Origin of the sequence: Bradyrhizobium sp. (genome assembly GCF_052389815.1) — a bacterium.
Taxonomy (GTDB): Bacteria; Pseudomonadota; Alphaproteobacteria; order Rhizobiales; family Xanthobacteraceae; genus Bradyrhizobium.
Genome location: NZ_JBQTHN010000152.1, coordinates 13499 through 26662 on the forward strand (window position 1 = coordinate 13499; position 13164 = coordinate 26662).

General features: G+C 66.2%; 13 protein-coding genes. 6 read left to right on the forward strand and 7 right to left on the reverse strand.

Going from position 1 to position 13164, the window contains the following annotated elements; translation table 11 throughout:
- Window positions 1-86: 86 nt before the first annotated feature.
- Both ACT4OC_RS23545 and ACT4OC_RS23550 read right to left on the reverse strand, forming a co-directional pair.
- On the reverse strand, window positions 87-1160 hold the full coding sequence (locus ACT4OC_RS23545; RefSeq protein ID WP_444841438.1) for an HlyD family secretion protein: 1074 nt from the start codon (window positions 1158-1160) through the stop codon (window positions 87-89).
- The gene (locus ACT4OC_RS23550) at window positions 1157-1663 is read right to left on the reverse strand and encodes a MarR family winged helix-turn-helix transcriptional regulator (protein WP_444841439.1); all 507 of its coding nucleotides are present in this window, start codon (window positions 1661-1663) and stop codon (window positions 1157-1159) included. The genes ACT4OC_RS23545 and ACT4OC_RS23550 overlap by 4 nt, the downstream gene beginning before the upstream one ends.
- Before the next feature lie 100 nt (window positions 1664-1763).
- Here ACT4OC_RS23550 and ACT4OC_RS23555 point away from each other — a divergent pair, with 100 nt between their 5' ends.
- The 5 genes from ACT4OC_RS23555 (at window position 1764) to ACT4OC_RS23575 (ending at window position 5236) form a co-directional block, all read left to right on the forward strand.
- The gene (locus ACT4OC_RS23555; protein WP_444841492.1) at window positions 1764-3278 is read left to right on the forward strand and encodes a DHA2 family efflux MFS transporter permease subunit; all 1515 of its coding nucleotides are present in this window, start codon (window positions 1764-1766) and stop codon (window positions 3276-3278) included.
- Between the two features lie 127 nt (window positions 3279-3405).
- Complete coding sequence (locus ACT4OC_RS23560; RefSeq protein WP_444841440.1) at window positions 3406-3840, forward strand: hypothetical protein; 435 nt, start codon at window positions 3406-3408, stop codon at window positions 3838-3840.
- A gap of 24 nt (window positions 3841-3864) precedes the next feature.
- Window positions 3865-4545: a winged helix-turn-helix transcriptional regulator gene (locus ACT4OC_RS23565; RefSeq protein WP_444841441.1), complete on the forward strand. Its 681-nt coding sequence runs from the start codon at window positions 3865-3867 to the stop codon at window positions 4543-4545.
- Between the two features lie 11 nt (window positions 4546-4556).
- Entirely contained in the window at window positions 4557-4952 is a 396-nt protein-coding gene (locus ACT4OC_RS23570; protein WP_444841442.1) for a TfoX/Sxy family protein, read from the forward strand.
- Window positions 4949-5236: a hypothetical protein gene (locus ACT4OC_RS23575; RefSeq protein ID WP_444841443.1), complete on the forward strand. Its 288-nt coding sequence runs from the start codon at window positions 4949-4951 to the stop codon at window positions 5234-5236. Before ACT4OC_RS23570 ends, ACT4OC_RS23575 begins: the two co-directional genes overlap by 4 nt.
- Window positions 5237-5253: 17 nt before the next feature.
- Here ACT4OC_RS23575 and ACT4OC_RS23580 read toward each other — a convergent pair whose 3' ends face one another.
- From ACT4OC_RS23580 to fliL, 5 genes are all read right to left on the reverse strand, one after another.
- On the reverse strand, window positions 5254-8973 hold the full coding sequence (locus ACT4OC_RS23580; protein ID WP_444841493.1) for a tetratricopeptide repeat protein: 3720 nt from the start codon (window positions 8971-8973) through the stop codon (window positions 5254-5256).
- Between the two features lie 92 nt (window positions 8974-9065).
- Entirely contained in the window at window positions 9066-9839 is a 774-nt protein-coding gene (locus tag ACT4OC_RS23585; protein WP_444841444.1) for a MotE family protein, read from the reverse strand.
- Entirely contained in the window at window positions 9836-10291 is a 456-nt protein-coding gene (locus ACT4OC_RS23590; RefSeq protein WP_444841445.1) for a DUF6468 domain-containing protein, read from the reverse strand. Before ACT4OC_RS23590 ends, ACT4OC_RS23585 begins: the two co-directional genes overlap by 4 nt.
- A complete protein-coding gene (gene fliM / locus ACT4OC_RS23595) occupies window positions 10288-11490 on the reverse strand; it encodes a flagellar motor switch protein FliM (protein ID WP_444841446.1) in 1203 nt (400 codons plus the stop codon). The genes ACT4OC_RS23590 and fliM overlap by 4 nt, the downstream gene beginning before the upstream one ends.
- A 21-nt stretch (window positions 11491-11511) precedes the next feature.
- The gene (gene fliL, locus ACT4OC_RS23600) at window positions 11512-12009 is read right to left on the reverse strand and encodes a flagellar basal body-associated protein FliL (protein WP_444841447.1); all 498 of its coding nucleotides are present in this window, start codon (window positions 12007-12009) and stop codon (window positions 11512-11514) included.
- 381 nt (window positions 12010-12390) lie between these two features.
- On the opposite strand from fliL, the gene flgF reads away from it, so the two are divergent.
- Window positions 12391-13158 (forward strand): flagellar basal-body rod protein FlgF, encoded by a 768-nt coding sequence (gene flgF / locus ACT4OC_RS23605; RefSeq protein WP_444841448.1) that lies wholly within the window; start codon window positions 12391-12393, stop codon window positions 13156-13158.
- The last annotated feature ends 6 nt before the right edge of the window (window positions 13159-13164 follow it).

Genomic DNA, 13164 nt, shown 5'->3' on the forward strand with positions numbered 1-13164 from the left:
CGAAGCGAAGCAATCCAGCTCTGCCACCGCAAGGAAGAGTGGATTGCTTCGCTTCGCTCGCAATGACGGAGTGAGTGCGTCGCGCCCTATTTCGCCTTGTCCCCTTCCCCCGTCGGGGCCGCGATCACCGGGCCGCCGCCGAACAGGTTCGAGAGCTGCCGCGTTCGCCTCGTATCGATGCTGACGTAAGCCGTCATGCCGGCGCGCAACCGCGGCTCGCCCGGCTGCTCGATCAGCCGCAGCCGCACCGGCAGCCGCTGCACGACCTTCACCCAATTGCCGGATGCGTTTTGCGCCGGCAGCACCGCGAACTCGGCGCCGGTTGCCGGGCTGATGCTTTCCACCACGGCATCCCAGGCGACGTCGGGATGCATGTCGAGCACGACCTTCGCCTTCTGGCCCACCTTGACGTGGGTGAGCTCGGTCTCCTTGAAGTTGGCTTCCAGCCACGGCCGCCGGTCGGTCACCAGGGCGAACAGCGGCGTCTGCGGCTTGACCTGTTCGCCGAGTTGCAGGCGGAAATTGACCACGACGCCGGACTTCGGCGCCTTGATCTCGGTGTAGGACAACTCGAGCGCCGCGCGGTCGCGCATCGCCATCTTCTCGCGCACGGCCGCGAACGCATCGGTCGGCCGGTCCGGCCTGCCGCCGAGCGCCGCCTCCACCCGCGCGATGCGCTGATGCAGGACCGCGAGGCGATCCTCGCCCTCCTGCTCTTCGCTGGTGACCCGCTCCAGCTGCGCCACCGATGCCACGCCGCGGCCGGAGAGATCGCGCTGGCGCCTCGCCTGGCTTCGCAGGAATTCCAGCTTGTTTTCGGCTTCCTTCGCCTCGGCCCGGATCTCGCGCAAATTCGCCTTCATCTGCTCCACCGAAGCGCGCGCGGAATCGACCTCCGCTTCCGCCTTCGCCAGCGCCAGCCGATAGCTGGCGGGATCGAGGCGCAGCAACAAATCGCCCGCCGAGACGGCCGAATGATCGCGGATGCCAAGCTCCATGATGCGGCCGGGAATTTCGCTGGCGATCTGGGCAATGTCGGCCTTCACAAAGGCATTTTCGGTCGAGATGTGGCGGCCGCCCTGCAGCCAGAAGGCCAGCGCGCCCAGCACGATCAGCACGGGCACGCCGACCAGCGCCAGCCGCTGCATCCGCTTGCTCATGGCGCCGCCCTGCCGTTGTGCCGGCTGGCGCCGTTCAGCGGGCGCTTCGAGCCGCTTGCCGCCGCATCGCCGCCATCCGCCGACACCAGCGTCGTCTTGATGCGCAGCAACAGGCTCATCAGCTGCCGGCGTTCCCGCGCCGAAAGGTCGGCGAGCGCCGCATCGACCGTCTCTTCGGCGACGCGCCAGATCCGCCTGTGCACGCGCTCGGCGGCCGCGGTGAGATAGACGCGCTTGACGCGGCGATCGTCCCGCGCGGTGCGGCGTTCCACCCAGCCATTGGCGACCAGGCGGTCGATCATGCGCCCGGCGGTCGCCTTTTCCACTTCCATCATTTCGGCGAGCTCGGAGAGCGACGCGCCGGGGCGGCGGTGCAGGCGGGTGAGGACCAGCCATTGGGCGCGGGTGATGCCGAGGCGCCGGACGCGGCGGTCGAATTCCGTCCGCAGCAGCCGCGCCACGTCGGAGATCACGACGCCAATATAGTCCTCGGTATTCGGCACGCCGCCGTTGCCTCCGCCCTGATTGGTAAGCTAGGTTATTATTATTGGTAAGCTAGGTTATTATCCGGCCGACAATCAAGGGAAAAGCGCCTTGAGTACTGTGGACCTGGCAGAGGAAGCCGCCGACGGCATGACGCCGGCGCAGCGCTATCTGACGCTGACGACGGTGGTTCTCGGCTCCTCGCTCTACGGCACGGCGCTGCTGACAACGTCAACCATCCTGCCGCAAATGCAGGGCGCCCTGTCGGCGACCCAGGACGAGATCGCCTGGGTGATGACCTTCAACATCCTCGCCACCGCCGTCGTGACGCCGATGACGGGCTGGCTGGTCTCCCGCTTCGGCACCAAGCGCGTCATGATCTGGTCGATCGCCTGCTTCACCGCCGCCACGCTGCTGTGCGGGATGGCGCAGTCGCTGGAAATGCTGGTGCTGTGGCGCATCCTGCAGGGCGGCGCCGGCGCGCCGGTGATACCGCTGTCGCAAACGATCCTGTTCGATACCTTTCCACGCCGCCAGCACGCGATGGTGATGTCGATTTTCGGCATGGCGGTGGCGGTCGCGCCGGCCTTCGGCCCGGTGTTCGGCGGCTATCTTTCCGAGATGCACAGCTGGCGCTGGTCGTTCTACATGCTGGTGCCGATCGGCATCGCCTCCACCGTCGGAATGGCCCTGACGCTGCCGGCCGACAAGTTGCTCGCGAAAGTGCGCTTCGACTGGACCGGATTCATCGCGCTGGCCACCGCGCTCGCTGCGATCCAACTCGTGCTCGCCCGCGGCGTCCGGCTGGACTGGTTCGAATCGACCGAGATCGTGGTCGAATGCGTGGTCGCGGCGATCGCCTTCTACGTCTTCCTCGTGCACAGCCTCGGCGCGCAGCATCCCTTCGTGAACCTGAAGCTGCTGACCGACCGCAACTACGCGATCGGCCTTGCGCTGGTGACGATCTACGGCATGCTGAACTTCACGCCGATGGTGCTGCTGCCCCCTCTCCTGCAGCAACAGGCCGGCTTTCCCGACATGCTGGTCGGACAGGTGATCGGATCCCGCGGCGTCGGCATGCTGGTGGGCTTCATGACCGCCGGCTTCATGAGCCGGATCGATCCGCGCATCAGCATGGCCTTCGGGTTCGGCCTGCAGACCGCCGCAGGATTGTGGATGCTGACCTTCGATCTCAACGTGACGATGGAGATTCTCGTCGCCAACAGCGCCATCCAGGGTTTTGCCGTCGGCGTCGTCTGGGTGCCGATCACGGCGGTGGCCTTCGGCACGCTCGATGCCAAGCACTACGCGGAGGCCTCCGCGATCTTCCATCTGCTGCGCAACATCGGATCGAGCTTCTTCATCTCGCTGTCGATCGCCGAGATCGTGCGCACCACCGGCGCCAATTACAGCCGCATGACCGAGATGATCACGCCCTACAACCGCGCGCTGGCGATGCCGGACGTGACGGGCGCATGGAGCTTCGACACGGTGCAGGGCCTCGCCCGGATCGCCAGGGAGATCACGCGGCAGGCGACCATGATCGGCTATCTCAACGCCTTCACGATGTACACGGTGGCTTCGGGGCTCGCCGTGGTGTTCGCGCTGCTGGTCAGGAGCCGCAAGACGGCGTGAGGCGCCACCCCCGCTCATTTTTGGAGTTGCCGAGACCGAACCTTCCCGCACGTAAGGGCCCTTACGTATTGACTCCATTTTTTGGAGTATGTACTATAAAAAATGTAGTTGCGGGGAGTTTATCTTCATGACGGTTACATCCGACGTTGCACGTCCGGCCGGTGGCCGCAGCTTCTGGCTCGGCTTTGCCGCCTATCTGCTTCCTTCCTTTCCGATTGCCTTTGTCTGGCACCTCGTGCTTTTCGAACAGCAATACCATGCGCTGCGAATCTATCGCGACGAGCCGGTGATCGCCTTCGGGCTGGCTTCGATGGTCATCCAGGGCGCCATCTTCTCCTGGCTGTTCCCTCGTGTGTTCACGCGGCCGAGCCGCTCCTTCCTCAGGGACGGGCTGTTGTACGGCCTTGGCGTCGGTCTGCTGTCGTGGTCCTTCACCACGCTCGCGGTGGCGGCCAAGAACGTGATGACCTCGGTGCCGGATTACGTGCTGCTCGAAACCGCTTTCACGATCCTGCAATTCGTCGTTGCAGGACCTCTGATCGCCCTCGCCTGGCGAAGATGACGCGGAGGAAGCAACCGTCACGGCATGAGCAATCTCCATTATCCGCAATTTTGCGCACTTGCCCGCGCAGCGGAGATCATCGGCGAACGCTGGACGCTGCTGATCATTCGGGAGCTTCTGCTCGGCCCAAGACGTTTTGGCGACCTGCTGGACCATCTCGATGGAATGAGCCCCACCTTGCTGACCGCACGCCTCAACGCCCTGATCGACTGCAATGTCGTGCGCCGGACGGTGTTGCCGCGGCCGGCCAATGCGCCGGTGTACGAACTGACCGAGATCGGCCGCGAAGTTCAGCCCGCGATCAGGGAATTGATCCGCTGGGGCGGCCGCTTCCTGTTTCCGCAGGTTGCCGGCGATACGTTCGAGCCGGATTGGGTGCTGCTTGGCCTCGACGCCATCGCGCGACGCACGCCGGTGCCGGATATCAACATTGGCCTCGTGGTCACTCACGGCAAGAAATCGGCCGGGTTCACCGTTGCGGGCAGCGACAGCGGTACGGCCATCCGCAAGGGGATCGCGGACTGCAAGGGGACGCTGGAAGCCCCGTTCGACGCGGTGCTCCAGATCGTGGGCATGCGCGTGCCGCTGCAGGACGCCATCGCCGCCAGGCGCGCCACGGTAAGCGGCTCGCTGGCCGCGGTCCGCAAGCTGCCCTTGCTGTTCGACCTTGCGGACCGGCCGCGCATCTCGCCCGTGGCAGGCTGATGGAGCAACCGATGGCCTGGACCAAATCGCCGCAGTCGCTGATCGACCTGTTCGACAAGTCGGTACCATCAGGCGAAAGCATTTCCCGCCGCAAGATGTTCGGCTATCCCGCCGCCTTCGCCAACGGCAACCTCTTCATCGGCCTGCATCAGGACGATTTCATCTTGCGGCTGTCGGAGCAGGATCGCGCCCGCTTCACCGCCGAATTCGGCGAACGCACCTTTGAGCCCATGAAGGGCCGGCCGATGCGAGAATACGTGCGGCTGCCGGAAGAGCTGCTGGCCGACGCGCGCAAGCGCGCTTCCTGGATAGCGCGTTCGCTGCGGTATGCCGAGACAATCGTTCCGAAAGCAAAGTCCTCGACGAGAAAGCCGTTGCCTGGATCAGTGAAAGGGAGTCGCGCGTGAAGAAGTTCGTCCTGTTGCACTACGGATTTGAAAAGCCTACCCCGGAAGTCATGGCCGCCTGGGGCAAATGGTTCGAGGCGACCAAGCCCCATACCGTCGACATGGGCGGCTTCGGCGGCGGCCGCGAGATATCGAGGAGCGGATCGAAGGATCTGCCGCTCGGCCCGGATTCCATCACCGGCTTCACCATCGTCAGTGCGGCCAGCCTCGACGACGCGGAGAAGCTCGCGGAAGGCAATCCGTTCATCTCGAGCGTTCGGGTCTACGAGGTAAGGTCGCACTGAAGCAACGCGCACCCGCCCTATCGACGGACCGGCGCAATCTGCCTCAGCCCGACGATTTCCGGCAGGGACCCGGTCTCGGTCGGATCGCCCCTCACCGTCTCCGGCGGCAGCGGCGCGCGGGCGGTCATGTCGGGGAAGCGGGTCTTCATCTCGCGCAGGAAGCCGTCCAGCGTATCGACGCCGGCGGCCATCTTGGCGATTTCGGCGAACTCGGCGCTGTTGCCGCCCGCCGGCTTGCTCGCGATCTCGAAGGCGATGCGGTCGGCCTCTCCGCTCATCAGCGGCGCGTATTTCTCGCGGAAGCGCGCCAGCCCGATGGAGTCTTCGGCAAGCGCATAGCCGACCACGGCCCTGATGATGTCGCTCTTCTCCGCCGAATTGAGCGGTTTGAAATCGCGCCAACGCTCGCCGTAATAGAGCTCGATCTGCTCGGCGGATTCGCGCCAGTGCCGCGACGCCCAATGGATGTCGGAGCGCAGCCGGATCGCCTCGCGCCCCGAAATGTTGGAGATGATGTCGAGCGCAAGGTCGTGCCGGCCGACGTCGCTCTGCGCCCGCGCCTCCAGGAGCAGCCGCTGCGTGCGCAATTCGCCCGAGAGATCGGCGATGCGGGTGGCACGCAGCGCCGAGATGGCGCGGTCGGGCTTGCGGTGGGTCAGGTACACCATGGCAAGGCGGGCGGCGACCTGCGCGCGCGCGGCGCCCTCGAGACGCTTGTCGATCTGGTACTGCAGGAGCTCAGCGGCCTGGTCGAGCAGGTCGATCGCCACCAGGCGGTCGGCGAGCTTGCGGATCATCTCGTCGCCGCGGCGGCCGATCGGGGTCAGCTCGCGGAATTCGTAGAACATCGCCAGCGCCTCGACCGGCGGCAGGTCGTCGCCCTTGCCGCTGAGGAACAACTCGGTGAACAGCGCCGCCGCCATGTCCTGCGCCTGGCGCGACACTTCCGAATTCGGTTGCAGGCGCGTTGCGGTCCGCACCGCCAGCAGCGCGTCGTTGTAGCGGCCGTCTTTCGCATAGATATCGGCCATCAGCTGCAGCGCCTTCACCTCCACCGCATCTCCGCGCCAGCTCACCGACAGCGTTTCCAGCTCGCGCAGGGCATCGGCTTGCTTCACCTCCTCGCGCTTCTGCCGCAGCATGATGTCGCGCAGCTTGGCCTCCGCCGCCGATGCCCGATCGTCGGAGGAGATCGCGGTCCAGTAATCGCTCAATGCGTCGCGGTCGTAGCCGAGCGCCTCGGCGAGCCGCCCGCGCAACACCGACACCGCCGGCCGCAGCTCAGCGGGAACGCCGACGACGTCGAGATCGCTGCGCCGCCGGGCGGCGCCGGAATAGTCCTTCACTTCCAGCGACGCGCGCATCGCGTCCATCAGCACGATACGCTGCAGCTCCGGAGGCAGCGAAGCGATGGCGAATTCGACGTTCTTGAATTTCTCGCGCGCTTCCGCCCATTTGCCCTGCCGCGCCCTGGCGAGCCCCTGCCACAGCTGCGAGTCGTAATTGTTGCCGATCACGGGATTGGCGAGGTCGTGCAGGCCCGCGGTCGGGCGGCCGATGACGGTGTGCGCGACCGCGCGCAACATCAGCGCGCCGGGGTCTTCGAAGCCGGGCTTGGCGTCGTCGAGCACGAAATCGGCGACGCCCTTGGCCTCGTAATACATGCCGCGCGCCATGTAGAAGCGCGCCAGGTCCATGCGCGCGCGCTGCTTCTGCTCGGCCGAGGTGTTCGCGCTCGCCGCCGCCCGCATCAATGCGTCCTCGCGCGCGATGAACGGACCGGCCTGGTTCTTGCGCCATTCCTCGCCGTCGAAGGGCGAGCGGGCCGCAGTCGCGGCGCGCTCCGCCGCGACGTCGGCCGACGACAGCGTCAGCCCGCCGGGCTTGCCGAGCCGGATCTTGTCGGTGGCGATCTCCGCGGTGACGTCGTCGGAGTTCGGACGCACCGCGACGCCGTGGATGGATTCCAGCAGCGTCAGCTCGACGAAATCCTGGCGCTTGATCAGGCCGCGGATCGGCGGCAGCGCGGTCACCACGAACAGCCTGTCGCCGGCGTCGGGATCGCTGAACTTGTGCAAGAGGCCCGGATTGGCGAGCGGCACCGAGACGTTGGCGAGCGACGGCTCGGTGATGTTGCGCACCGCCACCAGCGGCAGCGGCGGGGCGCCGATGCTGTCGGCGAAAGTCAGCTTCCAGATCGAGCCGTTGCCGCTCTGCTCGCCGGTCAGCGAAGGGAGCTGGGGCCGGTTGAGGCGGATGCGCACCGCCTGGCCGTGCGGGATCGACAGGCTGTTCACCTCGGCGACCAGCGCGCCGCCCTTGCTGCGGATGGCGTCGATGTTGACCGGATTTGCGGAATCGAACACCAGCCACACGGTGTCCGCACGGCGGAACAGCGCCGCCGGCGTGGTGGCTGCAAATGAAAAGGTCACGCGCAGCCCGTCGGCGTCGCGCTGGGCGGCGACGGAGGCCAGCTTGTCGCCGGCGACGGCAGGCTGGTTGGCCGGCGCCGATGCCGCGGGCTTGGGCTTCGGCGCAGCGGCGGCGCCGGGAGCGGTTTCCGCCTTCGCAGCCGGCGGCATTGCCGCTTCGACCTTGGCCGGCTTCTCCGGCGCTACGGCTGCCGCCGGCCCGGCCGGTTCGGTGGCAACCGCCGGCTTGATCTCGATCCCGGCCTGCTCGGCGATGGCCTCCGAGGTGGGCGGAGGCACTTCCGCAGGGATGACGGCGGCCTGCGGTTCGGGCCTGGCGGCGGTCTCCTGCCTCGCGGGCGGTTCGGCTGCGGGCTTCATTGCCGCGAGCGGTGCGGCGGCTGGCGCCGACGGCGTGTGGCTGCTGCGTGTTTCGGAGGCCGCCCTCGCCGGCGCCGCCGGCATCTTGTCGGCCTGCTGGAACGCGACATCGATGATGTAGCTCTTCTCCTCGCGGAACGAATGCACGTCCACATCGCCGATCAGCTCGGCCTCGACCATGCTCTTGTCGCCGTCGATGCGCTGGTTGATGGAGGCGACGTTCGGAGGTGCGGCGACCTTGGCGTCGGCAAGGTCGAAGGTCAGCGGCGCGTTGAAGAGCAGCGACAGCTTCTGCTCGTTCAGCACCGAGGAGACCCCGACGCCGTCGGGCATTTCGAAGATGAAGCGCACGAAAGTCGGCTGCACCGAGGCCTTGACGCGCACCGGCGGCCGTTTTCGCGCGATATCGTCGGCCTTCTGTTGCCGCAACGCGCGCTCGGCGGCGCGGGCGCGCTCGGACAGCTCGCGCACCACTTCGCTCGGCAAGGGCGGCGGCGGCCCCTTCCAGGAATCCGGCAGCAGATCGACGAACAGCCGCTCGCCGGCGGTCATGGTGTTGATGGTCACTCGTCGCGCCAGTGACAGGCGGATCGCCGTGCCATCCGGATCGGCACGCGCGGCGGAAATGTAGTCCGGCACGGCGTCGCCGATCTTGCCGACCGGCAAGACCACCGGCCGCTTGAAGCGGACGACGATGATCTGGCCCGCCGCCACCACCTGCGACTCGACGTCCTCGGCGAGCTTGATCGTCAGGCGGGCATAGCCGCCATTGGCGGCAAGCGTGGCCTCGCCCCGCACTGCATCGGCCTGCGCAAACGCACCCGTCGCAACGCCCGCCAATGCCAGGCCGAGCACGGCCGCCAGCGCGCCATGACGGCAGCACCGGGCGATCCCCGCCGCGGCGCGGCGGAGCGAGCGGAAATCCCTTCGCGCCAGGCGTGTCATCAGCGTCAACGGTCCGGTCGTCGGCGGACAGGCAGATTCCGCCGCTTGCGACTGTAGGATTGGCGGGCTTAAGGGTCTGTTAATTATGCGCGTTAATTGGTTTTCTGGTTCAGCATCCTGCCCTCGATCTTGGGCAATTCGGCCGCCTGCTTGTCGAGGCCTCCGGCACGGCGGGCGAGCTCGACGGTGAGCCGCTCGGCGGCCTCCGGCTGCATCAGGCCCATGATGTCGCTCATCTTGCGCGGGGCGATCTGCGAGGCGATCTCGATCAGCACGCTCATCTCGAGGCGATCGAACACCTTGGCCGCGTCCTTCGGCTTCATGCCCTCGTACATCGTGATGATGCCCTTGAAGCGGGTCGCCTCCTGCTCGTTGCGCTGGCCGGCGGCGGCAGCGGCCTTACCCTCGAGGCCCTTCATCTCCTCGACCTTGCTCTCGATCCGCTTCTCGGCGGCCTTGAGCAGGCTCTCGCGGATTTCGATCTCGCGGGCGCGCTGCTCCAGTTCCTGGCGGCGCGACTGCAGCCGTTCCAGGATGGCGCGCTCGGATTCCGACACCCTCGGGCTCTGATCGGGAAACACCACCTTCCCGTCCGGCTTGGCCGGCTCGGTCGCGGGCGCCACCGGTTTCGGCGGCTCTTCCTTTTTCGCCGCGGAGCCCGTGATATCGGCCGGATCGCCCTTCGGGCCGCCTGGATAGTTCAGCATCTCCTGCGCCCAGGATGCCTGTTTGGGCTGCCCGGCGCTCGCCTGGTAATCGAACACATAACCGCCGTCGATCACGAGGCCGGCCACCTTCAGCACGACGAGGCCGAGGATCGCGACCAGCACGACCGGAATGACGCGGATGTCGCGGAACGACTTCATGCGGCGAGGCCACTAGCCCTTTGGCGTTCGGAGAAGGCCTGCGCCGCCTCGGCGACCGCCCTTGCGGTCGACGTCCGCGGCGCCGGCGCGGACGCGGCTTCCTCGCGCCGCTCGGACGAGGGCGGCCGCGCGGCGAAGGCGATCTTGGAGAGGCGGCGGATCACCGCATCGCCCTCCGCCAGCTGGTGCTTGAGATGCGCCGACATCTGCGTTGCGGTGGCGAGCTGGCTGCCGAGATTCTCGTTGACGTCGCGCACGGTATGCTTGAGCCCGCCGATCGCGCGCTCGGCGATCTCGGTGGCGGTGATCAGCTCGCCGATCGTCGCCTTCAGCGAGTGCTCGTCGGCCTTCAGCCGCTGCAGGCGCTTGTTGAGCAGCATGCAGTAGCCGATGGTGAGCAGCAGCAGCACCGCCACCAGGCTCTCGATGGCTATTCCGAGGATATGGCTCATTGGGCCTCCAGCATCTTGGTTTGCTCGTCGGCTCTCTCGAACATGGCGAGCGTGGTCTTCGGTTTGCGCAATTGCTTGGTGACGCGGATCGCGACGCGGTCGCCGACCCGGCCCATCCGCCCCTCGGTCAGCGTGACGTCGCCGCAGCGCACGGTAACGAGCGCATCGGCCTTCATCTCCAGCGGCAGGGTGTCGCCGATCTTCAGCCCCATCAGCTGCTTCAGGGGAATGTCGGCCTCGTACAGCACCGCATCCACGGAAATCTCGGCCTGCGAGACCTCGGTGGCGAAGTGCCCTTCCCAGATCGGGTCGCGGCCGAACTTTTCGCCCATGAACATCTGCAACAGCACGTTGCGGATCGGCTCGATGGTCGCGTAGGGCAGCAGCAGCTCGATGTTGCCGCCGCGCTCTTCCATGTCGATGCGCAGCCGCACCAGGATCGCGGCGTTCGCCGGCCGGCTGATAGCGGCAAAGCGCGGGTTGGTCTCCAGGCGGTCGATGGCGAAGGTGACCGGCGACAGCGGCCGGAACGCGTGCTCGGCATCCGCCAGCACGACCTCGATCAGCCGCTTCACCAGGTTGGTCTCGATCGTCGTGTACGGCCGGCCCTCGATGCGCAGCGAGGTCTGGCCGCGGCGACCGCCGAGCAGCACGTCGATGATGGAATAGATCAGGCTGGAATCGACGGTGGCCAGCCCGAAGTTCTCCCACTCCTCCGCCTTGAAGACGCAGAGCACGGCGGGCAGCGGTATGGAGTTCATGTAGTCGCCGAAGCGCACCGAGGTGATGCGGTCGAGCGAGACTTCGACGTTGTCGGAGGTGAAATTGCGCAAGCTGGTCGTCAGCAGCCGCACCAGGCGGTCGAAGACGATTTCCAGCATCGGCAGGCGCTCATAGGACACCATCGCGGAGTCGATGATGGCGCGGATGCCGGAATGGTCGTCGAGATTGACCTCGCCCGCGGTGAAGCCGAGCAGGTTGTCGATTTCCTCCTGCGAGAGCACGCGCTCGCCGGAATTCTTGGCGTTGCCGAAGTCGCGGCTGCCGTCCTCGACCATGGCCGCCCATTGCAGCGCCATGGTGCCCGAGATTTCATTGGCGGCTGCGGCCTTTTCGGCCTCGGCGGGGTCCTCGTTGGCCATGGACGCTTCCCATTGTGCGGCAATGGCGTCCTGGTCCATTTGGTCGTTGCCAGCCATGGCTTGGAGGTCCCCGTCCCCTTACTGAATCACGATTTCCTTGAACAGCACCGCGCTGACCTGCTGCGGCGCCACCGCGGTGTTGACGCGGCGCGTCAGCTCTTCCTTGAGGCGGAACAGCCCGGCCGAGCCGTTGAGGTCGCCGGCGCGCAGCTCGCGCATGTAGGTCTGGAAGATGTCGGTAACGCGCGGCATGCTCGGCTTGATCGCCTCGATCTGCTTGTCTTCCTTGACCTCGAGGACGACCTTGATCTTGAGATATTGCACCCGCTCGCCGGGCAGGCTGACGAGGTTGACCATGATCTCGGGCACGTCGACATAGGACGGCGGCTTGGAGGGCGCCGCCTGCGCCTGCTTCTTGTCGTCGGAGGGGCCCCTGGACATCAGCATCCAGCCGCCGACGCCGCCGACGATGGCGAGGAAACCGGCGGCGGCGATGATCAGCTTGAGCTTGCCCTTGCTGGAGGACGGCGCCTCTGCAGCATCGGCTGCCGCGCCTTCCTGTTCATTGTCCGCCATCGCCCGCCCCATTTATCCCGGGTGAAGCGCGAAGGTGCTGCCAGCTGATGGCCGTGACGCGATACGAATGCCGCCGGCGCAAACGCGCGCCCTGATAGCGGCAACGCTAGGGTAATAATGGTTAACGGTTTCTTTCTTTTGGCCGTGAGCTAGGAAAAATCTGCCGGGCAAACATGGTCAACAAGACCTTTCTGCCGTCCTGCATCGCCCCGGTCAAACGCCCAAGACTCTGACTTTCCTGCATTTTTCGAGTTGGCACGGCTTTCGCTGAGTGAGGGACGAATCCTTCGCGGCTTGGGAGAGCCAGCAAGGGTTCGCTTAGGTCCGCTAGCCGCGTTTGGGAGAACCGGCAGGCGGATCATCACCAGGGGAGATCCACCGATGGAGAACACGCTTCTCGTCGGACTTTCGCGACAAGTGACGCTGGAACGGCAGATGGACGTCATCGCCAACAACGTCGCCAACGTGAACACCAACGGCTTCAAGGCCAACCGGTCGATGTTTCAGGAATACCTGATGGCGACCGCGCGCGAGGACAATTTCGCCGCCGGCAGCGACCGCCGTATCAGCCACGTGATGGACCGCGCCACCTTGCACGACTTGGCGCAGGGCTCGCCCGACCAGACCAAGAACCCGCTCGACGTCGCGATTGCCGGCGACGGCATGTTCGTGGTGCAGACCCCGGCCGGCGAGCGCTACACCCGCGACGGCGGCTTCCAGATCGACAACCAGGGCCAGCTGGTCAACGCCTCCGGCCATCCCGTGCTCGGCAACAACGGCCCGATTCGCTTCCAGCAGACCGACAAGCAGATCAACATCGCCCAGGACGGCACCATCACGGTGCTGGAAGGCACCAACCGCATCGACTCGATCCGCGCCAAGCTGCGCATCGTCAACTTCACCCAGCCGCAGCGGCTGCGCAAGGAAGGCTCCAACCTCTATTCGCTCGGCGAGGGCAACGCCGCGCAGCCGGACACCAAGTCGGTGCTGCACCAGGGCTTCATCGAGCGCTCGAACGTCAATGCCATCGTCGAGATGAGCCGGATGGTCGAGGTCAACCGCATGTACTCGCATATCGCATCGATGCTGCAGCAGCAGCACGACCTGCACCGCACGGCGATCGACAGGCTCGCCGAAGTGCCGGCTTGATGAGGA

Excerpts from the sequence above, each read along its gene's own strand:
- ACT4OC_RS23545 (WP_444841438.1), bottom strand. The coding sequence starts at position 1,160 with ATGAGCAAGCGGATGCAGCGGCTGGCGCTGGTCGGCGTGCCCGTGCTG.
- ACT4OC_RS23560 (WP_444841440.1), top strand. The coding sequence starts at position 3,406 with ATGACGGTTACATCCGACGTTGCACGTCCGGCCGGTGGCCGCAGCTTC.
- ACT4OC_RS23565 (WP_444841441.1), top strand. The coding sequence starts at position 3,865 with ATGAGCAATCTCCATTATCCGCAATTTTGCGCACTTGCCCGCGCAGCG.
- ACT4OC_RS23570 (WP_444841442.1), top strand. The coding sequence starts at position 4,557 with ATGGCCTGGACCAAATCGCCGCAGTCGCTGATCGACCTGTTCGACAAG.
- ACT4OC_RS23580 (WP_444841493.1), bottom strand. The coding sequence starts at position 8,973 with ATGACACGCCTGGCGCGAAGGGATTTCCGCTCGCTCCGCCGCGCCGCG.
- ACT4OC_RS23585 (WP_444841444.1), bottom strand. The coding sequence starts at position 9,839 with ATGAAGTCGTTCCGCGACATCCGCGTCATTCCGGTCGTGCTGGTCGCG.
- ACT4OC_RS23590 (WP_444841445.1), bottom strand. The coding sequence starts at position 10,291 with ATGAGCCATATCCTCGGAATAGCCATCGAGAGCCTGGTGGCGGTGCTG.
- fliM (WP_444841446.1), bottom strand. The coding sequence starts at position 11,490 with ATGGCTGGCAACGACCAAATGGACCAGGACGCCATTGCCGCACAATGG.
- fliL (WP_444841447.1), bottom strand. The coding sequence starts at position 12,009 with ATGGCGGACAATGAACAGGAAGGCGCGGCAGCCGATGCTGCAGAGGCG.
- flgF (WP_444841448.1), top strand. The coding sequence starts at position 12,391 with ATGGAGAACACGCTTCTCGTCGGACTTTCGCGACAAGTGACGCTGGAA.